This is a genomic window from Atopomonas hussainii, assembly GCF_900109735.1.
Classification (GTDB): Bacteria; Pseudomonadota; Gammaproteobacteria; order Pseudomonadales; family Pseudomonadaceae; genus Atopomonas; species Atopomonas hussainii.
Genome location: NZ_FOAS01000004.1, coordinates 197,089 through 215,198, shown reverse-complemented (window position 1 = coordinate 215,198; position 18,110 = coordinate 197,089). Strand labels below are relative to the sequence as shown.

Here is an 18,110-nt window from a genome sequence, read left to right as displayed (position 1 = left end):
GCATGTTTACCGGCATTATTGAATCGGTCGGCAGCATTCGCGCCTTAACGCCAAAAAGCGGCGATGTGCGCGTGTATGTGCAAACCAATACGCTGGATTTAGGCGACGTAAAACTCGGCGACAGCATCGCCGTCAACGGTGTGTGCTTAACCGCCGTCGAGCTACCGGGCGATGGCTTTTGGGCCGATGTCTCGGGCGAAACCATCCGCCGCACCGCGTTTGTCGATTTAAAAGTCGGCAGCCGAGTGAATCTGGAAAAAGCCCTGACCCCGACCACGCGCTTAGGCGGCCATTTGGTCAGCGGGCACGTGGATGGCGTCGGCGAAGTCATCAGCCGCAGTGATGACGCGCGCTCTATCCAGTTTCGGGTGCGTGCACCCAAAGAGCTGGCCAAGTACATTGCCCACAAAGGCTCAATCACGGTGGATGGCACTAGCCTCACGGTGAATGCCGTGGACGGCGCGGTGTTTGATCTCAACATCGTGCCGCACACCGCGCAAGAAACCATCATGGCCGAGTATCGCGCAGGACGCCGAGTCAACCTCGAGGTTGATCTGCTGGCCCGTTATCTGGAGCGCCTGCTGCTGGGCGACAAAGCGGCCGAGGGTTCCTCCGGCGGCATCAGCGAAGCATTTTTGGCCGAGCACGGCTACCTCAAATAACCGACTTGTGATTTAAGGAGCCGCCCTGTGGCCCTCAACAGTATCGAAGAACTGATCGAAGACATTCGCGCCGGCAAGATGGTCATCCTCATGGATGACGAAGACCGCGAAAACGAAGGCGACATCATCATGGCCAGCGAGGCCGTGCAGGCCGAGCACATCAACTTTATGGCGCGCTTTGCCCGTGGCCTGATCTGCATGCCGATGAGTCGCGAGCGTTGCGAGCGTCTTAATCTGCCGCTGATGGCGCCGCGTAATGGCTCAGGTTTTGGCACTAAGTTCACCGTGTCGATCGAAGCCGCTACCGGCGTGACTACCGGTATCTCTGCCGCTGACCGCGCGCGCACTGTGCAAGCTGCCGTGGCTAAAGAGGCCACCGCCGATGACATCGTCAGCCCCGGGCATATCTTCCCGCTGATGGCGCAGCCCGGTGGCGTGCTGGCGCGTGCTGGGCACACCGAAGCGGCCTGTGATCTGGCTCGTTTGGCCGGCTTTGAACCGTCTGGGGTGATCTGCGAAATCATGAACGACGACGGCACTATGTCGCGCCGCCCGGAGCTGGAAAAGTTCGCCATCGAGCACAACATCAAGATCGGCACCATTGCCGACCTGATCCATTACCGCCTGCTGCACGAACGCACCGTCCAGCGCGTAAACGAGCAGCCGCTGGAAACCGAACACGGCACCTTCAACCTAGTCACCTACCGTGACGGCGTTGAGGGCGATATCCACATGGCGCTGACCATGGGCGATATCAGTGCCGAAGAAGATACCCTAGTGCGTGTGCACAACATGGACCCGCTGCGCGACCTGTTGATGGTCAAGCAAGAAGGCCGTTGGAGCCTGCGTGCGGCGATGAGCAAGGTTGCCGAAGAAGGCAAAGGCGTGGTGCTGCTGTTGGGCAATCAGCTCAGCGGCGATGCGCTGCTGGCTCGCGTGCAAAGCCAAGCCGGTGTGGTGGAAACCGCCAAGCGCCCGGCCTCGTACCAAGAAGTCGGCGCTGGCTCGCAGATTCTGCGTGACTTGGGCGTGCGCAAAATGCGCTTGCTCTCCGCGCCGATGAAGTTTAACGGCATATCCGGCTTCGATCTCGAAGTTGTAGAATACGTCGACTGCTAACCTATTCCCTTGTGGCTGGCCCCTGCGGCCAGTCCGCTCTTTATTAGTGATGAGATAACCATGACCCTGAAGACCATCGAAGGTACTTTCACCGCCCCTAAAGGCCGCTACGCGCTGCTGGTAGGTCGTTTTAACAGCTTTGTCGTAGAAAGCTTGGTCGAGGGCGCGGTCGATACCCTAGTGCGTCACGGCGTGAGCCGCGACGACATCACCCTGGTGCGTGTGCCGGGCGCTTACGAGATGCCCCTGATGGCCAAGAAGATTGCCGCCAGCGGTAAGTTTGAAGCCATTGTGGCGCTGGGCGCAGTGATTCGTGGTGGCACCCCGCACTTCGAATACGTGGCTGGCGAGTGCACCAAGGGCTTGGCCCAAGTGTCGCTGGAATACGGCCTGCCGGTCGCCTTCGGCGTGCTGACGGTGGACTCCATCGAGCAAGCCATCGAGCGTTCTGGCACTAAGGCCGGTAACAAAGGTGGCGAAGCGGCTCTGTCGGCTCTGGAAATGCTCAGCGCTATCGCTGCGCTGGAGGCTGTGTGAGCGAGCAAACCCCTAACACCGGCAAGTCGCCCATCGCTAAGCGCCGCAAGGCGCGCAGTTTAGCGGTGCAGGCCGTGTATTCCTGGCAGATCGCTGGGCAGTCGGTGGCTGATATTGAAGCAGCCTTTCGTACCGATAACGACTTCGACAGCGTTGACGGTGCGTATTTCCACGAGCTGTTAAGCGGCGTGGCGCGTTTGAAAACTGAGCTGGATGAATGCTTCGAGCCGTTCCTCGATCGCGCCCTGAGTGAGATCGACCCGGTGGAGCTGGGCATTCTGCGCTTGGCCACGTACGAGCTGCGTAACCGCGTTGATGTGCCCTATAAAGTGGTGATCAACGAAGCCATCGAGCTGGCCAAAGTGTTTGGCGCCAGCGAAGGGCACAAGTTCGTCAACGGCATTCTCGATCGTTTGGCCCCGCGCCTGCGTTCGGCCGAGCTGCGTGGCGCTAAGCGCTAAATGCCAGCGGGTGAATTTGCCCTGATCGCCCGTTACTTCGCCAGCGCGGCTTGTGCCGCCGCTGGCGAAGAACTGGCACTGGGCATTGGCGATGATTGCGCCATCCTCTCTTTAGCCGCCGAGCAACAACTGGCGGTATCTACCGATACGTTAAACCAAGGTGTGCACTTTCCGGCAGGCGCCGACCCGCGCTTGCTCGCTTGGCGCGCGCTGGGTTGCACCTTGAGTGATTTGGCCGCCATGGGCGCTAAGCCCGTGGGCTTTACCTTAGCGCTAAGCCTGCCTGAGGCCGATGAGGCGTGGTTGACGGCGTTTGCCGAAGGGCTGAACACCGCCGCCCAGCAATACCGCGTGCGCTTGGTCGGTGGCGACACCACGCGCGGGCCGCTAAGCCTCACGCTAACTGTATTAGGCCGCGTGCCCAGTGGTATGGCGCTCAAGCGCAGCGGCGCGCAAGTCGGCGATTTGCTCTGTGTCGGTGGTGTGCTGGGCCAAGCTGCAGCCGCTTTACCGTGGGTGCTTGGCGAGCGTTTGCCGGAGGCGGCAGCCGAAGGTTTGCTGCACCGCTACTGGCAGCCAGCACCGCAGCTGGCCTTGGGCCGCGCCTTGCGTGGTCGGGCGACCAGCGCGATTGATATTTCCGATGGTTTGCTGGCCGATTGCGGTCACTTGGCTAAAGCATCCAACGTGTTGCTGGAAGTCGACAGCGCCCGCGTGCCGCTAGATGCCAATGCCGTCGCGTTACTGGGCGCCGAGCAAGCGCAAGCCTGCGCGCTGCGCGGTGGCGACGATTACCGCTTGGCCTTTACCTTGCCGCTTCGTTGTCTTGAGGGCTTGCAGGCCGAAGGCTATGCGGTGAGTGTGATTGGTCGCGTGCGTAGTAAGCAGGTAGGCGGGGCACTTGAACTGCTGCATAACGGCCGTCGTGAAACCGTCACCCAAGGTGGCTATCAACATTTTCAGGAGCCAACCGATGGCTGATGTAACCCCGGCCTCGGTGTGGCGTAATCCGTGGCATTTTCTCGCCTTTGGTTTAGGCTCCGGCGCTATGCCGAAAGCGCCTGGCACCTGGGGCACCTTGGCGGCCTTGCCGTTTGGCATTGCTTTGCAGTTTGTCAGTCCGCTACTGGCTGCGCTGCTAATCTTAATGGCGGCAGTTTTTGGTATCTGGCTGTGCGAGCGGGTATCACGGGATCTGGGCGTGCACGATCATGGCGGCATCGTCTGGGATGAATTCGTTGGACTGTGGATCACCTTATGGCTAGCTCCTGCGCATTGGTCGGTGTGGCTAGCAGCCTTCGCGCTGTTTCGCCTGATCGACATCAGCAAGCCTTGGCCCATCAGCTGGTGCGACAAACACGTGCACGGCGGTTGGGGCATCATGCTCGACGATCTCTTGGCCGGCGTCTTCGCCTGGGCCTTGCTGCAGCTGGGGCTGTGGTTTGTGGGGTATTCCTTACTCTGGCCGGCGTCGTAAGCCACGCCGATTCGCCGCCGCTATTGCCGGCTAAAACGCTGATCGCCAGCGAAGTCTGGACCGGGCTTACTGAAGCCGACGGGCGCGGCATGGCGTGGGATCTTCTGCGTGAAGTGTTTACCGGCGTCACTGAGCTGCAATTCGAGAGCATGCCGTATACCCGCTCTGTGGGCTTAGTGCTGCAAGGCCAGCGCCATGCGTGGGTGGGTTCATACATTAATGAAGAGCCGCAAGCCGTGTACCCGCGTTGGCCAATTGATGCCGACCGTTTGGGCGCACTGGCGTTGGCTAAGCGCCATATCAGCCGTGCTGAGCAGCTAAAAGACATGCGCGTGGGCTCGTTGCACGGCTACAAAATGGATCAATACATCCCGGTGCGCATGCAGTATCAAGAGTTTCCGCGCACCACGGGCGTGGTCAATATGCTGGTGCGTGATCGGCTGGATGCCTATATCGACGGTGTGGTGGAGGTGGAAGAAATTCTCGCCCGCGCCACACCCGAGCAGGCGGCGCTATTGGCGGTGCATGAGGTGGCGCAGGTGCCTTTATATGTAGCCTTTAGCGATACCGATGAAGGCCGCGCGCTGCGCGATTATTTCGACCTGCGCATGGATGAGTTATACCGCCAAGGTGTGATCCGCAAGGTGTATGAACGCTGGGATTGGCCGTATGCTCCGTTTGTCAAAGTGGTTCCGCAAGGAGAGTAGTGTGAAGCATTGGATGGCGGCTGCCCTGTTGGCAGTCAGTGGTGCCAGCGCGCAGGCCGCGCCGATTGTGCAGGTGGTGGGGCTGTTTAACGACGGCGCGGTGGTGAGTGTCGATGGCCAGCGTAAGCTGCTGCGCGCCGGCGAAGTGGGCCCCAAAGGCGTCAAGCTGATCAGTGCCACCACCCGTGAAGCGGTGCTGGAGGTCGACGGGCAAACCCGCACCTTGGGCCTCTCGCGGGATACCTCGGCCTCGGCCAGTGTGAACACGCCGAAAACCAGTTTCAGCGTGGCGCGCTCCAATGATGGGCATTACTGGGTCACCGGCGCGGTGAATGGGCAAACCATGCAATTTATGGTGGATACCGGCGCCACCTCGATTGCCATGAACGAGGCTTACGCCAAGCGCTTAGGGATTGATTACCGCGTGCAGGGTTCCCCTATGGTGGCCAGCACTGCTGGCGGCAATGTCAAAGGCTGGCGGGTTAAGCTCAACAGCGTGAAGATCGGCGGCATTGATGTGCTTGGCGTTGAGGCGGTGGTGCTGGGCGGCGACTTTCCCACCGAAGCGCTGCTGGGCATGAGCTGGTTGTCGCGGGTGAGCTTTAAAGAAGACAACGGCGTGCTGCGCTTAGAGAGCAAGCACTGAGCCGAGGCGGTGTTTGTGGCGCGCTAACGGCGCAGTGCTGGGCGTGCTATCACCAAAATCAATAGTGCTGGGCGAGGCGAGACGATCGGTCATATCCTCGCCGCATGCAAACACTCAAGCTCGACAAACACGATAAACGCGATCTGATCCTCGCCAAAGGCGCGGCGGTGATGATGCGCCGTGGCTATCACGGCACCGGCGTGCAGGAGATAGTTCAAGCCGCCGGCATCCCCAAGGGCAGCTTTTATCACTACTTCGCCAGCAAAGAAGACTTTGCCTTGGCCGCGCTTGCGTCTATCTATCAGCCGCGCTTGCAGCGTTATGCGCAAGCGCTCAGCAATGCCGACAAAGCGCCGCTGGCGCGCATTCTCGATTACTACCGCGACTTGCAGGCTTACTTTAGCCAACCGCAGGGCGTGCAGTGCCACTGCTTTATTGGCAGCTTGAGCTTTGAAATGAGCGAGGCGGTGCCGGCCATTGGCGAGCACGTTGCAGCGGTGTTGGATGAGTCGGTACGCCTGTTGGCCGCCTGTCTGCGCGAAGCCCAACAGCAAGGCGCGCTGGCCGCCGAAGAAGACTGCGACAACCTCGCCCTGTTTATCGCCAATGCTTGGCAGGGCGTGTTAACCCGCCTAAAAGTCGGCAACGACCTTGCCCCCCTCAATGCTTTTGTCCTGCGCCTAGAGCGCTTATTGCAACCTTAACCCGTGCGGCCAGTGCCTACGGGCGAGGCTTAGCATTTAACGAGACGACCGGTCAGTTTGACCTTGGAGAACCCATGTCTGCCAACGCTCTGTTTGAACAATTCACCTTAGGTAATCTGACCCTGCCGACCCGTGTGGTTATGGCACCGATGACCCGCTCGTTTTCCCCCGGTGGCGTGCCGAATGCCAAAGTGGTCGAGTACTACCGTCGCCGTGCGGCGGCTGGCGTGGGTTTGATCATCACCGAAGGCACCACGGTGAATCATGTGGCCAGCAACGGCTACCCGAACGTGCCGCGCTTCTACGGTGAAGATGCGCTGGCCGGTTGGAAGCAAGTGGTCGACGCTGTGCACGCCGAAGGCGGCAAAATCGTCCCGCAGCTGTGGCACGTGGGTAATGTGCGCCGCTTGGGCACCGAACCGGATGCCAGCGTGCCGGGTTACGGCCCGATGGAAAAACTTAAAGACGGCAAAGAAGTCGTGCATGGCATGACGCAAGACGACATCAACGACGTGATCGCCGCCTTCGCCCAAGCCGCCAAAGACGCGCAAGCCATCGGCATGGACGGCGTAGAAATCCACGGTGCGCATGGCTACTTGATCGACCAGTTCTTCTGGGAAGGCACCAACCAGCGTACCGACGGCTACGGCGGCAGCTTGGCGGATCGTTCGCGTTTTGCCATCGAGCTGATCAAGGCCGTGCGTGCTGCGGTGGGCCCGGAGTTCCCGATCATCCTGCGCTTCTCACAGTGGAAGCAGCAAGACTACACCGCGCGTTTGGTGCAAACCCCGGAAGAACTCGGCGCCTTCTTGCAGCCGCTGTCGGATGCAGGCGTGGATATTTTCCACTGCTCTACACGCCGTTTCTGGGAGCCAGAGTTTGAAGGCAGCGAGCTGAACCTGGCGGGCTGGACGCGTCAGCTGACCGGCAAGCCGACCATCACCGTGGGCAGCGTGGGGCTGGACGGTGAGTTCCTGCAGTTTATGGTCAACACCGACAAAGTGGCCCAGCCGGCCGGCATCGAAGGCCTGCTGGAGCGCCTCAACAAGCAAGAGTTCGACTTGGTGGCGGTTGGTCGTGCGCTGCTGGTCGACCCGGATTGGGCGATTAAAGTGCGTGAAAATCGCCTCGAAGACATCAAGCCGTTCTCGCGCGAAGCCTTGATGAGCTTGGTGTAATTCGGCCAAAACCGAGGGCGGGTTGTTCACCCGTCCTCGGTTGGCTTGTGATGCTTGTCACAATGCGGCACATTGTTCGACAAGCTTTTACTGCTAACTCCACGCAGCGCTGCCCTTGGCGCTTGGCGCAGTAAAGGCACTCCCAAAACAACAATGGCGCCGCGAGCGCTGACTGGAGTGAATCATGCGTATTGGCTTGGTGGTCGATGCCACCTGCGATCTGCCGCACGAGTTTCTGCGCGACAACGATATTCGTGTGTTACCCATTCATTTGCACATCGGTGACGAGCTGGTTATCGATCGGCGCATTCCCGACACCATGGGCGCGTTTTTAAAGCGCGTGCAGGCTGGCGGATTGCCGGAAAGCCACACTTCGCCAGTGGGCGCCGAGCAGCTGCAACCGTGGATTCTCGAAGAGCTCGTTGAGCGCTACGACTTGGTCTACTGCATGACCGTTGCCGCTGCCCGTAGCGGCATTTATGAGCAAGCGGCGCAAGCGGCCACCACCGTTATGCCCAAGGCGCAAAGCCAGCGCGAAGCCGCCGGGCAAAGCGGCGACTTCACCCTGCGGGTGATCGACAGCGAAACGGCGTTCAGTGGCCAAGGCGTGTTAGCTGCCGAAGCGGTGCGCCTACTAAAAGCCGGCGCACACCCCAACGCGATCCGCACCATGCTGGAAAAACTGCGCAGCCAGATTGGCGTGTATTTGGTGCCTAATGATTTGGATCGTTTACGTAACGAGGCGCTGAAAAAAGGCGACAACCGCAAAGGCGCGGCTATTTGGCTCAAAGGCGCGGCGCTGGGCTTAGGCTCGATGCTGGATGTGAAGCCCTTGGTGGAGCTGCGTAACGGCGTTGAGAAGGTGCATGTTGGCGGTAAAGGCTTCGCCAAAGCGGCAGACAAACTGTTTAAGTTCTTGGCCGAGCGAGTGGATAGCGCCACGCTGGAAGCGCCGCACTTGTGCATCAGTTATGCCGGCGATATGCAGGACTTAAAACAGATGCCGGCCTTCCAAGCCTTGGAGGCCTTGTGCCCCAAGCGTGGGGTGAGCCTGTATCTGGCCCCGTTAAGCATGACCGGCATGATCAACTTAGGCGCCGGCGCCTTGGCCGCCGCGTTTGCCGGGGCTAATGACGGTTTGTAAGGGGCGTCTGCTGGGTTTGTTGGAGCAGCTGCTCCAACTCGCCGACAATGTGCTGCCAACTGAAGGCGGTGGCGCTTTTGCGCGCATTGAGGCGCAAGCGGCGGCGTAGTTCGCTGTCTTGCGCGCAGTCTTGCAAGGCTTGGCAGAAGGCTTGCTCATCGCCATCAATCGCTAACAGGCCGTTGTGCCCATGCTCGATCAGCATGCTGGCGGCGGCTAGATCATAGGCTAAGGTGGCCAAGCCACTGGCCATGGCCTCTAACACCACATTACCGAAGGTTTCGCTGCGCGAGGGAAACACGAACACGTCGGCACTGGCGTAGTGACGGGCCAACTCATCGCCCACCAGCGTGCCGGTAAAGTGCGCCTGTGGCAGGGCTTTTTGCAGGCTCTTGCGCAGCGGCCCATCGCCGACGATGACCAACGGCAGCGGCTTGGCCAAGGCTTGATAGCTGTGCAGGAGCAGCGCGAGGTTTTTCTCCGCCGCCAAACGGCCCACATACAGCAAGGCCGGGGTCTGCTCGTTGGCCCCCCATTGCGCGCGCAAGCGCTCATCGCGGCGGCTGGGGCAAAAGCGCTGGCCGTCGACGCCGCGACCTAACACGTGACTGTTGTGAATGCCCAGGTGCACGAGGGCGCGCTGCTGTTGCTCGCTGGGCACTAAGGTGCGCTGGCTGCGGTTGTGGAACCAGCGCAGGTATTGCTCCAACAGGCTTTGCAGCCAGCCAAAGCGGTAATGCTGACTGTACTGCTGAAAGTTGGTGTGAAAGCCGCTTAAGCAGGGAATCGCCAATTTGTTCGCCGCACGTAGTGCTGACAAGCCCAGCGGCCCTTCGGTGGCGACATACACCACATCGGGGCGCTCGCGGCGCCACTGGCGCAGCAGTTTGTGGTGCGCTGACACGCCCCATTGCAGCTCGGGATAACCGGGTATCGGGGCGCCGCGCACTAACAGGTGATCGGCCTGCTTGGCCGGCTCGTGGGCTTGTCGGGGGCGAATGATGCTTACCCGGTGGCCGCGCTCACGCAGACCTTCCACCCAGTGTTTCAGGGTGTGGGCAACCCCGTTTACCTCGGGCGCGTAGGTTTCGCTCACTAAAGCCAAGTGCAGGGGCAGTGTGCTGTGGTGTGCGGCATTGAGCAGCAAAGACGGTGCATTCATACGGTCACTCTGGCGCTAATGAGTGGCGAAAGAGTGACCGTTTTATGAACGAAACATGACCTTGGCACGCCTGTGCTGCGTGCGCTTAGGCGCTGGGAGTTTCACGTACCCAGTACAGGGTGGCGCCGATGACGGCCGCCGGCATACAGAACAGATTGGCCAGCGGGATCAGTGTGGCCACATACACCACACCGCCAAAGCTGAGCGAGCCCCAGCGCCGTTCACGCAGCCAGCTGAGCATGTCGGGAAAGCTCACTTGGTTGTTGTCGCAGGGGTAGTCGAGATATTGCACAGCCATCATCCATGCGCCAAACAGCAGCCACAGCGGCGCGGCAATGATGTTTAAACCGGGAATCAGCGAAAGCACCAAGAGCCCAATCGCGCGTGGTGCGAAGTAGGCCAGTTTGCGCAGTTCGCGGGCAATGCTGCGCCCCACTAAGGGCGCTAAGTCGGCCAGGCGAAACGGCTGCGTGCGGTCTTCGCCGCGCGCCATGATCTCGACCTTCTCGGCGAGAAAACCATTGAACGGCGCGGCAATGATGTTGGCCACCACGGTAAAGGTGAAAAACACGATGACCAGCACTAACAAAGCGAACAGCGGCCAGAGGATATAGTTAAGAAAACTGGCCCAATCCGGCAGGCTGGGCATGAAGTAGTTCACCCAGTAGTCGAACTCACCGAAGGCCCAATAAATCATCCCGCCGAACACCAAGATGTTCACCAGCAGCGGCAGCATGACAAAAGCCCGAAGGCCGGGGCGCAGCATGTAGCTGAAGCCTTCAATGAAATATTGCGGGGGGGAAATGACCGGATGGTTCACAGCGCACTCCTAGAACGGGTGAGCGCTTAGTGTACCGATCTGCTGTGCTTTAAACAGCGGCACGCGGCTTAAGAGTGCGCCTTAGGGCGTATCGGGGCTGTGGCTAGTGGCGAGCGCCGGGCTGTAGCTCATCACCCGGTTACGCGCTTGCTTGGCTTCATACATGGCCAAATCGGCCGCACGCAGCAGGCTTTCGCTGTCTTGCGCATCCTCGGGGTACATGGCTAGGCCAATGCTGGGGGTGATGAAGTCGATGCAGGTGCCGTCGATGTCGTAGTCCTCGCCGGCCCGATTGAGCAAGCGCTGGGCGATCATCCAAGCTTGTTCGCGCTGGGTGTTGGGCAGCACGACGGTGAATTCGTCGCCGCCTAAGCGAAACACCCGGTCGTCATCGCGCAGCAACCCGCTTAAGCGCTTGGCGACATGCTGGAGCAGCTGATCGCCGACGTCGTGGCCAAAGCGGTCGTTGACGGGCTTGAATTGGTCTAAGTCGATAAACAGCAGGGCAAACGGTGCGTTGCCGCGACATAGCCCCTGTAAGCGTTCGCTAAAAGCTTTGCGGTTGCCTACGCCAGTGAGCGCGTCGCGGTAGGCCATGTCTAACAAGGCGCTGTGGTAGGCCTCTTGCCGTGAGGTGTCGCGCAAAATGCCGCGCAACCCGCAGATCTGGTCTTGGCTGTCGGTGATTTGGCTCAGGCGAATTTCAAAATGGCCAAGGCTGCCGTCGGCACGTTGATACTGGCTGTTAAAGGCCGGTATTTGGTCGCTACAGGCAATCGCTTCTTGGAAGAAATGCTCGGCGGTGGGGCGCAGTGCTTCCGGCAGCATCGCGCTGTAGTGGGTGCCAACGAGCTGCTCTTCGCTGGCGCCGATGATGCTTTGCATGGTGTGGTTGATGCGGGTCAGCCGGCCTTGCACGTCTAACTCGCAGTAACCGTCTTTGATGTTGTCGAGGATCAGTCGTTCGCGTTCGCTGCTGTCTTGGCGCTGGTCGAGCATCAGGTTGATGCTGCGGCTCACGCGGGTCAGCTCGTCGTTGCCGGTGATGGGCAAGCGGTGCTTGGGCTGCTGGGCAATGCGTTTGATATGCCGGTTGATATGCCGAATGGGCACCAGTACCCAATATTCGAAGCTGAGAAAACCAATCAATAACCCCACCCCGGCGAGCACAAACGCGCTGATCAAGAAAAACTCCACGCTGTGCTGGCCTTGCAGGTACAGCTGGCGCGGCAGGCTGAGTTCGATATCAAACTGCGCTTGGTGCTGCGCGTCGCCAATGCGCAGCCAGCCGCTTTGCAAATGCTCGCTAGGTGTTTCGCGGCTGAGTAGGGTGATCGCCGGCTTTTGAACATCCAGCGGTAGGCTCAGTGGTAGGGCAGGCAGCGTGCTGGTTTTCGCTTGGCGCAGCTGAATGGGGGTGCGTAGGCCGGATTGCATTTCTTCCTGCCAGGCTTTGTCGAGCAGACGCACCATCACCAGTGCGCCGTTGCTGGTGCTGCGGTCTTCGCCGGGGGTGATGCTGACTTGTACGGCGAGCATCACCACATTGGCGACCCGCACCAACAGCACGCGATTGTCGCGAATGTTGTTGGAGCTGTGCTGCATGCGCAGTGCTTGCAGTGCCGTGGTGACCATAGGTTGGAGTGCTTGGCTAGACGGTGCAGGTTGGCCGTCGAGGGTGATCAAGGTGTGATTGCTGCTTTTGCGCCACCGGGTGTGTACAGGTTTGCCGGCGGCATCGTAATAGATGACGAGATGCAGGTTGAGGTTTTCGAGGGTGTCGCCGCTGAGGTTGCTGTCGATATATTCGGGATTGCCTCGGGCAATAAATTCGAAGCTGTCGTCCCACCAAGCCCAGTCGCGCGCTACGGCCAAGTGGTAGCGTAAGGTTTGGTACAGCTGGCGGTTGAGTTGTTGCAGACGGTCGTTGAGTTCTTCGTGGTCGCTGCGATCAAAGCGCGCCACGAGGGTGTTTTGCGCCAGCAGCCAGACGCCCGTCACAGTAGCGAGCAGCAGGGGCACAAATAAGCTGAGCAGGCGTAGGCGTAAGGGCATTGCTGGCGCCGTCTAATGTCTTATCGACAGTATAGGCAGCGTTCTTGCGCGGCGCCGCGCGGTTGCAGCAGCGCCGTGTTTTTTCTTGCTTTACGCCTTGGTGCTCAAGGGCAGCTGGGTGAAACGCACGCCGGCCAAGCCTTCGCGCATCAAGGCGCGGATATTGGCATGGTCGTCGCCGTTGGGGTTGGCCAGTACGGCGCGGTAGTGCTCGCCAAAGGCGCGCAAGGTTTCTTCGAGGCTTAAGTTTTCCAGCAGGGCTAGGCCCAGCACTTTGCATGAGCCTTCGTTCTGCCCAGCGGCATTGTGGACGTCGCCGTTGTCGAAGGCTTGCGGCTGATAAGCATAGTGCTCGGCAATAAACGCTAAGGTTTGTTCAAAACGGTGTGTGTCGCGCTGCAGGGCTTGGCGAAAGGCATTGATGGCGTTCATTCGGGCTTGTTCCGGGCAAAATCAGCCAGCTGCTCGGCAGAGGCTTCGCGTTGGTATTGGGCCTTCCATTGCGCGTAGGGCATGCCGTAGATCAGCTCGCGGGCGTCATCTTGGGTCAGCTCAATCTGCTGCTCATCAGCAGCGGCTTTGTACCACTTAGATAAGCAATTACGGCAGAAACCGGCGAGGTTCATCAGGTCGATGTTTTGCACGTCGGTGCGCTTTTGCAGGTGCGCAACGAGGGTACGGAAGGCGGCGGCTTCAAGTTCTAGGCGTTGTTGTTCAGTCATGCGGGGCTCCCATTCAGCGCTGGCAGGGTAGCCAGCCTAGGGCTTGTGGGCAAGGCGCCTAGGCTGTTGCGGTAAGCAGCGACGGGGCAGCCTTTAACGATGCTCGCTTAAGGTGATCGACACCGACTCGGCAAAACGCAGCGCATGCGGCTTGTCGATTTCTACTTCGGCATAGCGAACCTGCTTGAACTCCATGACCACTGCCAACACCTCTTGGGTTAAGCGCTCAAGCAGGGCAAAGCGGTTTTCTTCCACATGGCGAATCACCGCTTTGGTGATGGTGCGGTAGTTCAGCGCGTGCTCGATATCGTTCTCGTTCACCGCGTCGGCGGCGGGGTAGAGCACGGTGATGTTGATCAGCACGTCTTGCTTGTTTTTGATCTCGTCATCATTGATGCCGATATAAGTGCGCAGACGCAGATCTTTAATGCGGATTCGCGCCATGCCGGGTTCGAGGCGGGCCATCAGTTGCTCCGGTGAATCAGTTGCAGAAATTCATGCCGAGTGTTACAGGACTCGCGGAACGCGCCAAGCATCACCGAGGAGCTCATCACCGAGTTCTGCTTCTCGACACCACGCATCATCATGCACATGTGCTTGGCCTCGATCACTACGGCCACGCCGGCGGCTTGGGTGACTTCCTGCACGGCTTCGGCAATCTGACGGGTGAGGTTTTCCTGAATTTGTAAGCGGCGGGCGAACATATCGACAATGCGCGCCACCTTCGACAAGCCCAGTACTTTGCCGGTGGGGATATACGCCACGTGGGCTTTGCCGATAAAGGGCAATAGATGATGCTCGCACAGCGAGTACAGCTCGATATCGCGGACGATCACCATCTCGTCGTTATCAGACTCAAACAGCGCCCCGTTGACCACCTCTTGCAGGCTCTTTTGGTAGCCGTTGCACAGGTACTGCATGGCCTTGGCGGCGCGCTTGGGGGTGTCGAGCAAGCCTTCGCGCTCGGGGTTTTCGCCCAAACCTTGGAGGATCTGCTGGTAGTGCGCGGCCAGCGCTTGGGTGGCGGCGTTAGGTAATTCAGTGGACATGGCGACCTCCGTTTAAGTGCAAAGTGGTGCCGGTTAAGTAAGGGTTGTCGAGCAGGCTGCGTAGCGCCTGATAGAAAGGTTCGGGGCCGGGCTCAATACCCAAGGCCGATTTAGCCAGCGCTTGTTCGCGATACGCTGGGCTGTCGTGTTCGTTAAACATCAGCAGTGCCGGGGCTATGCCGTTAACTTTGATGCGCGGCGCGAGACGCTCAGCAAACGATAAGGTGAGGCTTTCCAGCCCGGCTTTGCTGGCGCAATAGGCGGTGTGTTTGGCGCTGCCCTTACGCGTGACGTCGTCGCTGATATGCACGATGTCCCGCAGGCCCGTGCCACTGAGCAAATCGCTGCAGTGCAGGTTGATTAAATAGGGCGCCAGCATGTGCACGCTAAACAGTTGCTGGAAGCTGGCGGCTTCTTCGCCACGGGTTTCTGCCAGCCATGTCGAGGCGTTGTGCACAATGGCGCGTAGCCCTTGGGTTTCGCGGTGCAGACTGTCGATAAAGGCCATGATCCCCGCGGTGCTGGCAAAGTCAGCTTGCAGGGTGCGAATGCCCAGCGCGCGTAGCTCGGTGAGCGATTCGCGCTCGCGCCGGTAGCTGATGATGACCTCGTGGCCGTCTTCGAGCAGCCGCTTGGCGCAGTGCAAGCCTACGCGCTGGGCGCCGCCGGTGATCAAGATAGGGTGCGACATGGTTGATCCATGAGCAAAGATGATGGATCAAGGTTATACCTGATTTTTATCTTGTACAACCTTTTGCTGTGCTTGATGGGGTCTGCGTGGGCGCTAAGCCGCGCTGTTCGTGGGGTTTTTGTTTTTCTGGCTTAAGTCAGTGGGCGTTTTGCCTTTGCTGATTCATGGTTTTGTACAAGTTTTATTGCCTTGCTGGTCGGCGTGGCAGGCAATTTGCCCACCGGGGTGCGGTAGCCAACCCAAATAGGGCCGAGCAATGCTGAACAGCCGGTACAGCGCTTGCCACACGCCGCGTAGCCATGGCCAGGCTAAAGGCGCTACCCAGCGGCCTAAGCCGGCGGCGCGCCAGCTCCACAGGGTGGCTTCGGGGCCGCTGAGCCATTGCCCATCGGTAAAGCGTGCGTGCAGGCGTTGCTGCAAATTGGCGCCGGCGGGCAAATCGACCGGCGTTTGGAAGCTGGCCGCGCTGATATCGACAAGTACTAAGCGTGCCGGGTTGGCGTGGCGGCGCAGGTGGTTAATCTCGCGCGCGCACAGCGGGCAAGCGCCATCAAAGTAGAGGGTTAGAGGCCAAGCGGGCATGCTGTGCTCCTGGATCTTTACCTTGTACAAGTTTTGTACATTCAACCGTGATTTGTGCTGGGTTACAATCCAAAGCCATTGCCAGCGCCGACCACCTGTCCATGCGTCGCGCACTTTAGGGATGTCTATGTCTGATATTGCCAGCAGCACCGACGCCGAGTTGTTTCCCATTCGCGAAGTGTGTCGCCTAACCGGCATCAACCCGGTGACGTTGCGCGCTTGGGAGCGCCGCTATGCCTTGGTGGTGCCAACGCGCACGGAGAGCGGTCATCGTTTGTACTCCATGGCCGATGTTGAGCGGGTGCGCAGCATTTTGGCGTGGATCGAGCGTGGCGTAGCGGTGAGCAAAATCGGCGCTTTGCTGCAAAGCAGCAGCGATAAGGCCGCCCCAGTGTTGGCCGATGGCGAGTTTGCCGCTTGGCAAGGCCGTGTGCTGGATGCCTTGAAAGTGTTCTCTGAGGCCGAGCTGGCACGCTTATACGGCCAGTTATTTTCACTCTACGGCGCGCTAGAAATTTACCGCGAAGTGCTGCTGCCGGTATGGAATCAACTGCTGATTGCCCGCGAGCAATTCGGTATGCGCAGCCAATGGCTGCTGTTGGATACTTTTTTGCGTGGCCGCGTATTGCAGCGTTTGCAATTAGCCCGTCGTGACGGCGCGCCCGACGTGCTGCTGTGTGCTCCGCAGGGGCAATGCCATGAGTTGGAGTGGCTGTTAGCCGGTTTGGCCTTGCAGGAGTCGGGCGTTAGCGTGCAGCTGCACAGCGCCGAACAACCCTTAGAAGAACTCGCCTTAGTGGGTGCGCACAGTGCGGCGCCGGTGCTGCTATTGCTGGCGCAAAAGCCGTTTGCCACCGACTGGTTGAATAAGCCGTTGGCCAAGTTAAGCCTGAGTTTGGATTGCACCTTAGCGCTGGCCGGGGCCGGCAGCGAGCTGGCCGCCGAGCGCTTGGCTGAGCTGGGTATCGCCCATTTGGGCAGCGATTGGTTTGCCTTGGCGCTGCGCCTTAAGCGCCTGCTGGCTGAGCAGCTAGACACCTAACACTGGCGCCACGCTGAGACAGGCGGCGACGGCGTTAGTACGCTGAGATACCCATCTCGCTTAAGTGTTCTTCGATCGACAGTTCGGGGTGCTGTTTGCGGTGTTGCTCGAAGATAAAACTATTGATTTGGTCTTCTTGCTCTTGCTCGTCGTAACTGAGCAAGTAGGCGGCGTGTTGTGTGCCGACGTCGCGCACTTTAACCGCCGAGATGGCCACGCGGCGGCCATTGCTGGGCAGCTCGATAAAGCCTTTGACGTGCTCCGGGGCGCGCTCGCTGCTGCGAATCAGCGCGCTGGATTGCGACAGTTGGGCGATTTCCAGCTCGGTGGTGCTGCCATCGGCGGCAATCAAACGCAGCGGAATACTCGGCTCCAGGCGCCATTGGCGCACGGTGGGGCCTTGTTCGTAAATGCGCGGTGGGCGCAGCTCTAAGGTCAGCTTGCCGAACTCGTCTTGCACCAGTTGCAGCGGGAAAACCAACTTGTGGCTGCGAAACAGGGCGGTCATCTGCAATTCGGAACTGGCCGCTAAGCGCACCAGCATGGCATTGCCAGCTTCGCCGCCATCCACACTGAACTGCGGATGGCGCGGCAGACCATCAGGCAGGCGCGTTTCCATGACTTCCAGAAGGAAATCCAGCTCTTCTTGGTTGAGTAAGCCTTTGCGGCCCATGTGCTAGTCCCGTGCGGCGTGTGCTGCAGATTGCTGACAATGCGGCGAGTATGCGCGGGCCAAGAAGCTGAAACAAGTTCGACTTGACAGGTTGTGATCTTGGTCTACCCGAAAGGTAGGCTGGCAAAAGGCCGTAACCCTTGCGCGGGTATAGCGCCCCGCTGAGTACGGCGGGGCGGTTGCCTCAGGAGCGGTTACGGGGTCTGTTTGGCCAGTTGCTGTTGCAGTGCGGCCAGTTGCGCTTCGAGCTGTTGCACGCGCTCTTCGGCGTTCACGGCGCGGGTGACGTCTTTTTGAATGCCGATAAAGTAGGTCAGCTGATCGGCTTCATTAAACACCGGGGTGATCGATAGCTCGTTCCAGAATGGGCTGCCGTCTTTGCGGTAGTTGCGCAGGGTTACCCGGCAGGGCTGGCCTGCCTTGATCGCCGCGCGAATGTCGCGCAGGCCTTGTTGGTCGCGGTCATCGCCCTGCAAAAAGCGGCAGTCCTGATAGAGGATGTCGTCGCTGACATAGCCGGTCAGGCGCTCGAAGGCTGGGTTGACGTAAATCAGGATGTTGTCATCGCCTTCTTGTTCGGCAATCACGATGCCGTCGTTAGAGGCGTTAATCATTTTTTGCAGCAGCTTGGCGCTGATCATGCGGGCAATCCTTGGAGGTCAGAGGCGCATGCTCTGAT

Annotated in this window: 23 protein-coding genes; 12 read left to right on the top strand and 11 right to left on the bottom strand. The window is 59.6% G+C overall.

Features of this window, described 5'->3' with window-relative positions; all coding sequences use genetic code 11:
- Window positions 1-2: 2 nt before the first annotated feature.
- From BMX80_RS05475 to BMX80_RS05425, 11 genes are all read left to right on the top strand, one after another.
- Window positions 3-662 carry a riboflavin synthase gene (locus BMX80_RS05475; RefSeq protein ID WP_071873273.1) on the top strand — a complete coding sequence of 220 codons (660 nt, stop codon included), beginning with the start codon at window positions 3-5 and terminating at the stop codon, window positions 660-662.
- Window positions 663-689: 27 nt separating this feature from the next.
- Entirely contained in the window at window positions 690-1,781 is a 1,092-nt protein-coding gene (gene ribBA, locus BMX80_RS05470; RefSeq protein WP_074866047.1) for a bifunctional 3,4-dihydroxy-2-butanone-4-phosphate synthase/GTP cyclohydrolase II, read from the top strand.
- 60 nt (window positions 1,782-1,841) lie between these two features.
- Window positions 1,842-2,318 (top strand): 6,7-dimethyl-8-ribityllumazine synthase, encoded by a 477-nt coding sequence (ribH, locus tag BMX80_RS05465; protein ID WP_071873271.1) that lies wholly within the window; start codon window positions 1,842-1,844, stop codon window positions 2,316-2,318.
- The gene (gene nusB, locus BMX80_RS05460) at window positions 2,315-2,779 is read left to right on the top strand and encodes a transcription antitermination factor NusB (RefSeq protein ID WP_071873270.1); all 465 of its coding nucleotides are present in this window, start codon (window positions 2,315-2,317) and stop codon (window positions 2,777-2,779) included. Before ribH ends, nusB begins: the two co-directional genes overlap by 4 nt.
- Entirely contained in the window at window positions 2,780-3,760 is a 981-nt protein-coding gene (gene thiL, locus BMX80_RS05455; protein ID WP_074866046.1) for a thiamine-phosphate kinase, read from the top strand.
- Window positions 3,753-4,256 carry a phosphatidylglycerophosphatase A family protein gene (locus BMX80_RS05450; protein ID WP_074866044.1) on the top strand — a complete coding sequence of 168 codons (504 nt, stop codon included), beginning with the start codon at window positions 3,753-3,755 and terminating at the stop codon, window positions 4,254-4,256. The genes thiL and BMX80_RS05450 overlap by 8 nt, the downstream gene beginning before the upstream one ends.
- Before the next feature lie 23 nt (window positions 4,257-4,279).
- A complete protein-coding gene (locus BMX80_RS05445) occupies window positions 4,280-4,963 on the top strand; it encodes a substrate-binding periplasmic protein (protein WP_083394249.1) in 684 nt (227 codons plus the stop codon).
- Between the two features lie 13 nt (window positions 4,964-4,976).
- Window positions 4,977-5,609 carry a retropepsin-like aspartic protease family protein gene (locus BMX80_RS05440; protein ID WP_071873300.1) on the top strand — a complete coding sequence of 211 codons (633 nt, stop codon included), beginning with the start codon at window positions 4,977-4,979 and terminating at the stop codon, window positions 5,607-5,609.
- Window positions 5,610-5,713: 104 nt separating this feature from the next.
- On the top strand, window positions 5,714-6,313 hold the full coding sequence (locus tag BMX80_RS05435) for a TetR/AcrR family transcriptional regulator (RefSeq protein WP_074866041.1): 600 nt from the start codon (window positions 5,714-5,716) through the stop codon (window positions 6,311-6,313).
- A gap of 74 nt (window positions 6,314-6,387) precedes the next feature.
- A complete protein-coding gene (locus tag BMX80_RS05430) occupies window positions 6,388-7,491 on the top strand; it encodes an NADH:flavin oxidoreductase (protein WP_074866037.1) in 1,104 nt (367 codons plus the stop codon).
- Between the two features lie 184 nt (window positions 7,492-7,675).
- Entirely contained in the window at window positions 7,676-8,635 is a 960-nt protein-coding gene (locus tag BMX80_RS05425) for a DegV family protein (protein ID WP_074866034.1), read from the top strand.
- Here BMX80_RS05425 and BMX80_RS05420 read toward each other — a convergent pair.
- From BMX80_RS05420 to BMX80_RS05380, 9 genes are all read right to left on the bottom strand, one after another.
- The gene (locus BMX80_RS05420) at window positions 8,619-9,797 is read right to left on the bottom strand and encodes a glycosyltransferase family 4 protein (protein ID WP_074866031.1); all 1,179 of its coding nucleotides are present in this window, start codon (window positions 9,795-9,797) and stop codon (window positions 8,619-8,621) included. The two genes, BMX80_RS05425 and BMX80_RS05420, sit on opposite strands and share 17 nt — an antisense overlap.
- Before the next feature lie 85 nt (window positions 9,798-9,882).
- Complete coding sequence (cysZ, locus tag BMX80_RS05415) at window positions 9,883-10,617, bottom strand: sulfate transporter CysZ (RefSeq protein ID WP_074866029.1); 735 nt, start codon at window positions 10,615-10,617, stop codon at window positions 9,883-9,885.
- A gap of 81 nt (window positions 10,618-10,698) precedes the next feature.
- Window positions 10,699-12,672 (bottom strand): sensor domain-containing diguanylate cyclase, encoded by a 1,974-nt coding sequence (locus tag BMX80_RS05410; RefSeq protein ID WP_074866026.1) that lies wholly within the window; start codon window positions 12,670-12,672, stop codon window positions 10,699-10,701.
- Between the two features lie 90 nt (window positions 12,673-12,762).
- Entirely contained in the window at window positions 12,763-13,104 is a 342-nt protein-coding gene (locus tag BMX80_RS05405) for a HopJ type III effector protein (protein ID WP_074866023.1), read from the bottom strand.
- Entirely contained in the window at window positions 13,101-13,394 is a 294-nt protein-coding gene (locus BMX80_RS05400) for a DUF1244 domain-containing protein (RefSeq protein ID WP_074866020.1), read from the bottom strand. The genes BMX80_RS05405 and BMX80_RS05400 overlap by 4 nt, the downstream gene beginning before the upstream one ends.
- Before the next feature lie 93 nt (window positions 13,395-13,487).
- A complete protein-coding gene (gene folX, locus BMX80_RS05395) occupies window positions 13,488-13,859 on the bottom strand; it encodes a dihydroneopterin triphosphate 2'-epimerase (protein ID WP_074866017.1) in 372 nt (123 codons plus the stop codon).
- Window positions 13,859-14,443, bottom strand: coding sequence for a GTP cyclohydrolase I FolE (gene folE, locus BMX80_RS05390; RefSeq protein WP_074866014.1), 585 nt, complete (start codon window positions 14,441-14,443; stop codon window positions 13,859-13,861). The genes folX and folE overlap by 1 nt, the downstream gene beginning before the upstream one ends.
- Window positions 14,433-15,134: a dihydromonapterin reductase gene (gene folM, locus BMX80_RS05385; protein WP_074866011.1), complete on the bottom strand. Its 702-nt coding sequence runs from the start codon at window positions 15,132-15,134 to the stop codon at window positions 14,433-14,435. The genes folE and folM overlap by 11 nt, the downstream gene beginning before the upstream one ends.
- A 162-nt stretch (window positions 15,135-15,296) precedes the next feature.
- A complete protein-coding gene (locus BMX80_RS05380) occupies window positions 15,297-15,716 on the bottom strand; it encodes a thiol-disulfide oxidoreductase DCC family protein (protein ID WP_074866008.1) in 420 nt (139 codons plus the stop codon).
- Window positions 15,717-15,843: 127 nt separating this feature from the next.
- Here BMX80_RS05380 and BMX80_RS05375 point away from each other — a divergent pair, with 127 nt between their 5' ends.
- Window positions 15,844-16,758 (top strand): MerR family transcriptional regulator, encoded by a 915-nt coding sequence (locus tag BMX80_RS05375; protein WP_083394248.1) that lies wholly within the window; start codon window positions 15,844-15,846, stop codon window positions 16,756-16,758.
- 34 nt (window positions 16,759-16,792) lie between these two features.
- Here the strand turns inward: BMX80_RS05375 and BMX80_RS05370 are convergent, their stop codons facing one another.
- Window positions 16,793-17,431, bottom strand: a complete 639-nt coding sequence (locus BMX80_RS05370; RefSeq protein ID WP_074866002.1) for a hypothetical protein — start codon at window positions 17,429-17,431, stop codon at window positions 16,793-16,795.
- Between the two features lie 194 nt (window positions 17,432-17,625).
- Window positions 17,626-18,072, bottom strand: a complete 447-nt coding sequence (locus tag BMX80_RS05365; RefSeq protein WP_074866000.1) for a PAS domain-containing protein — start codon at window positions 18,070-18,072, stop codon at window positions 17,626-17,628.
- Window positions 18,073-18,110 lie beyond the last annotated feature (38 nt).

Coding starts and splice junctions, on each gene's coding strand:
- BMX80_RS05475 (WP_071873273.1), top strand. CDS start 3: ATGTTTACCGGCATTATTGAATCGGTCGGCAGCATTCGCGCCTTAACG.
- ribH (WP_071873271.1), top strand. CDS start 1,842: ATGACCCTGAAGACCATCGAAGGTACTTTCACCGCCCCTAAAGGCCGC.
- thiL (WP_074866046.1), top strand. CDS start 2,780: ATGCCAGCGGGTGAATTTGCCCTGATCGCCCGTTACTTCGCCAGCGCG.
- BMX80_RS05450 (WP_074866044.1), top strand. CDS start 3,753: ATGGCTGATGTAACCCCGGCCTCGGTGTGGCGTAATCCGTGGCATTTT.
- BMX80_RS05440 (WP_071873300.1), top strand. CDS start 4,977: ATGGCGGCTGCCCTGTTGGCAGTCAGTGGTGCCAGCGCGCAGGCCGCG.
- BMX80_RS05435 (WP_074866041.1), top strand. CDS start 5,714: ATGCAAACACTCAAGCTCGACAAACACGATAAACGCGATCTGATCCTC.
- BMX80_RS05430 (WP_074866037.1), top strand. CDS start 6,388: ATGTCTGCCAACGCTCTGTTTGAACAATTCACCTTAGGTAATCTGACC.
- BMX80_RS05425 (WP_074866034.1), top strand. CDS start 7,676: ATGCGTATTGGCTTGGTGGTCGATGCCACCTGCGATCTGCCGCACGAG.
- BMX80_RS05420 (WP_074866031.1), bottom strand. CDS start 9,797: ATGAATGCACCGTCTTTGCTGCTCAATGCCGCACACCACAGCACACTG.
- BMX80_RS05410 (WP_074866026.1), bottom strand. CDS start 12,672: ATGCCCTTACGCCTACGCCTGCTCAGCTTATTTGTGCCCCTGCTGCTC.
- BMX80_RS05405 (WP_074866023.1), bottom strand. CDS start 13,104: ATGAACGCCATCAATGCCTTTCGCCAAGCCCTGCAGCGCGACACACAC.
- BMX80_RS05400 (WP_074866020.1), bottom strand. CDS start 13,394: ATGACTGAACAACAACGCCTAGAACTTGAAGCCGCCGCCTTCCGTACC.
- folX (WP_074866017.1), bottom strand. CDS start 13,859: ATGGCCCGCCTCGAACCCGGCATGGCGCGAATCCGCATTAAAGATCTG.
- folE (WP_074866014.1), bottom strand. CDS start 14,443: ATGTCCACTGAATTACCTAACGCCGCCACCCAAGCGCTGGCCGCGCAC.
- folM (WP_074866011.1), bottom strand. CDS start 15,134: ATGTCGCACCCTATCTTGATCACCGGCGGCGCCCAGCGCGTAGGCTTG.
- BMX80_RS05380 (WP_074866008.1), bottom strand. CDS start 15,716: ATGCCCGCTTGGCCTCTAACCCTCTACTTTGATGGCGCTTGCCCGCTG.
- BMX80_RS05375 (WP_083394248.1), top strand. CDS start 15,844: ATGTCTGATATTGCCAGCAGCACCGACGCCGAGTTGTTTCCCATTCGC.
- BMX80_RS05370 (WP_074866002.1), bottom strand. CDS start 17,431: ATGGGCCGCAAAGGCTTACTCAACCAAGAAGAGCTGGATTTCCTTCTG.
- BMX80_RS05365 (WP_074866000.1), bottom strand. CDS start 18,072: ATGATCAGCGCCAAGCTGCTGCAAAAAATGATTAACGCCTCTAACGAC.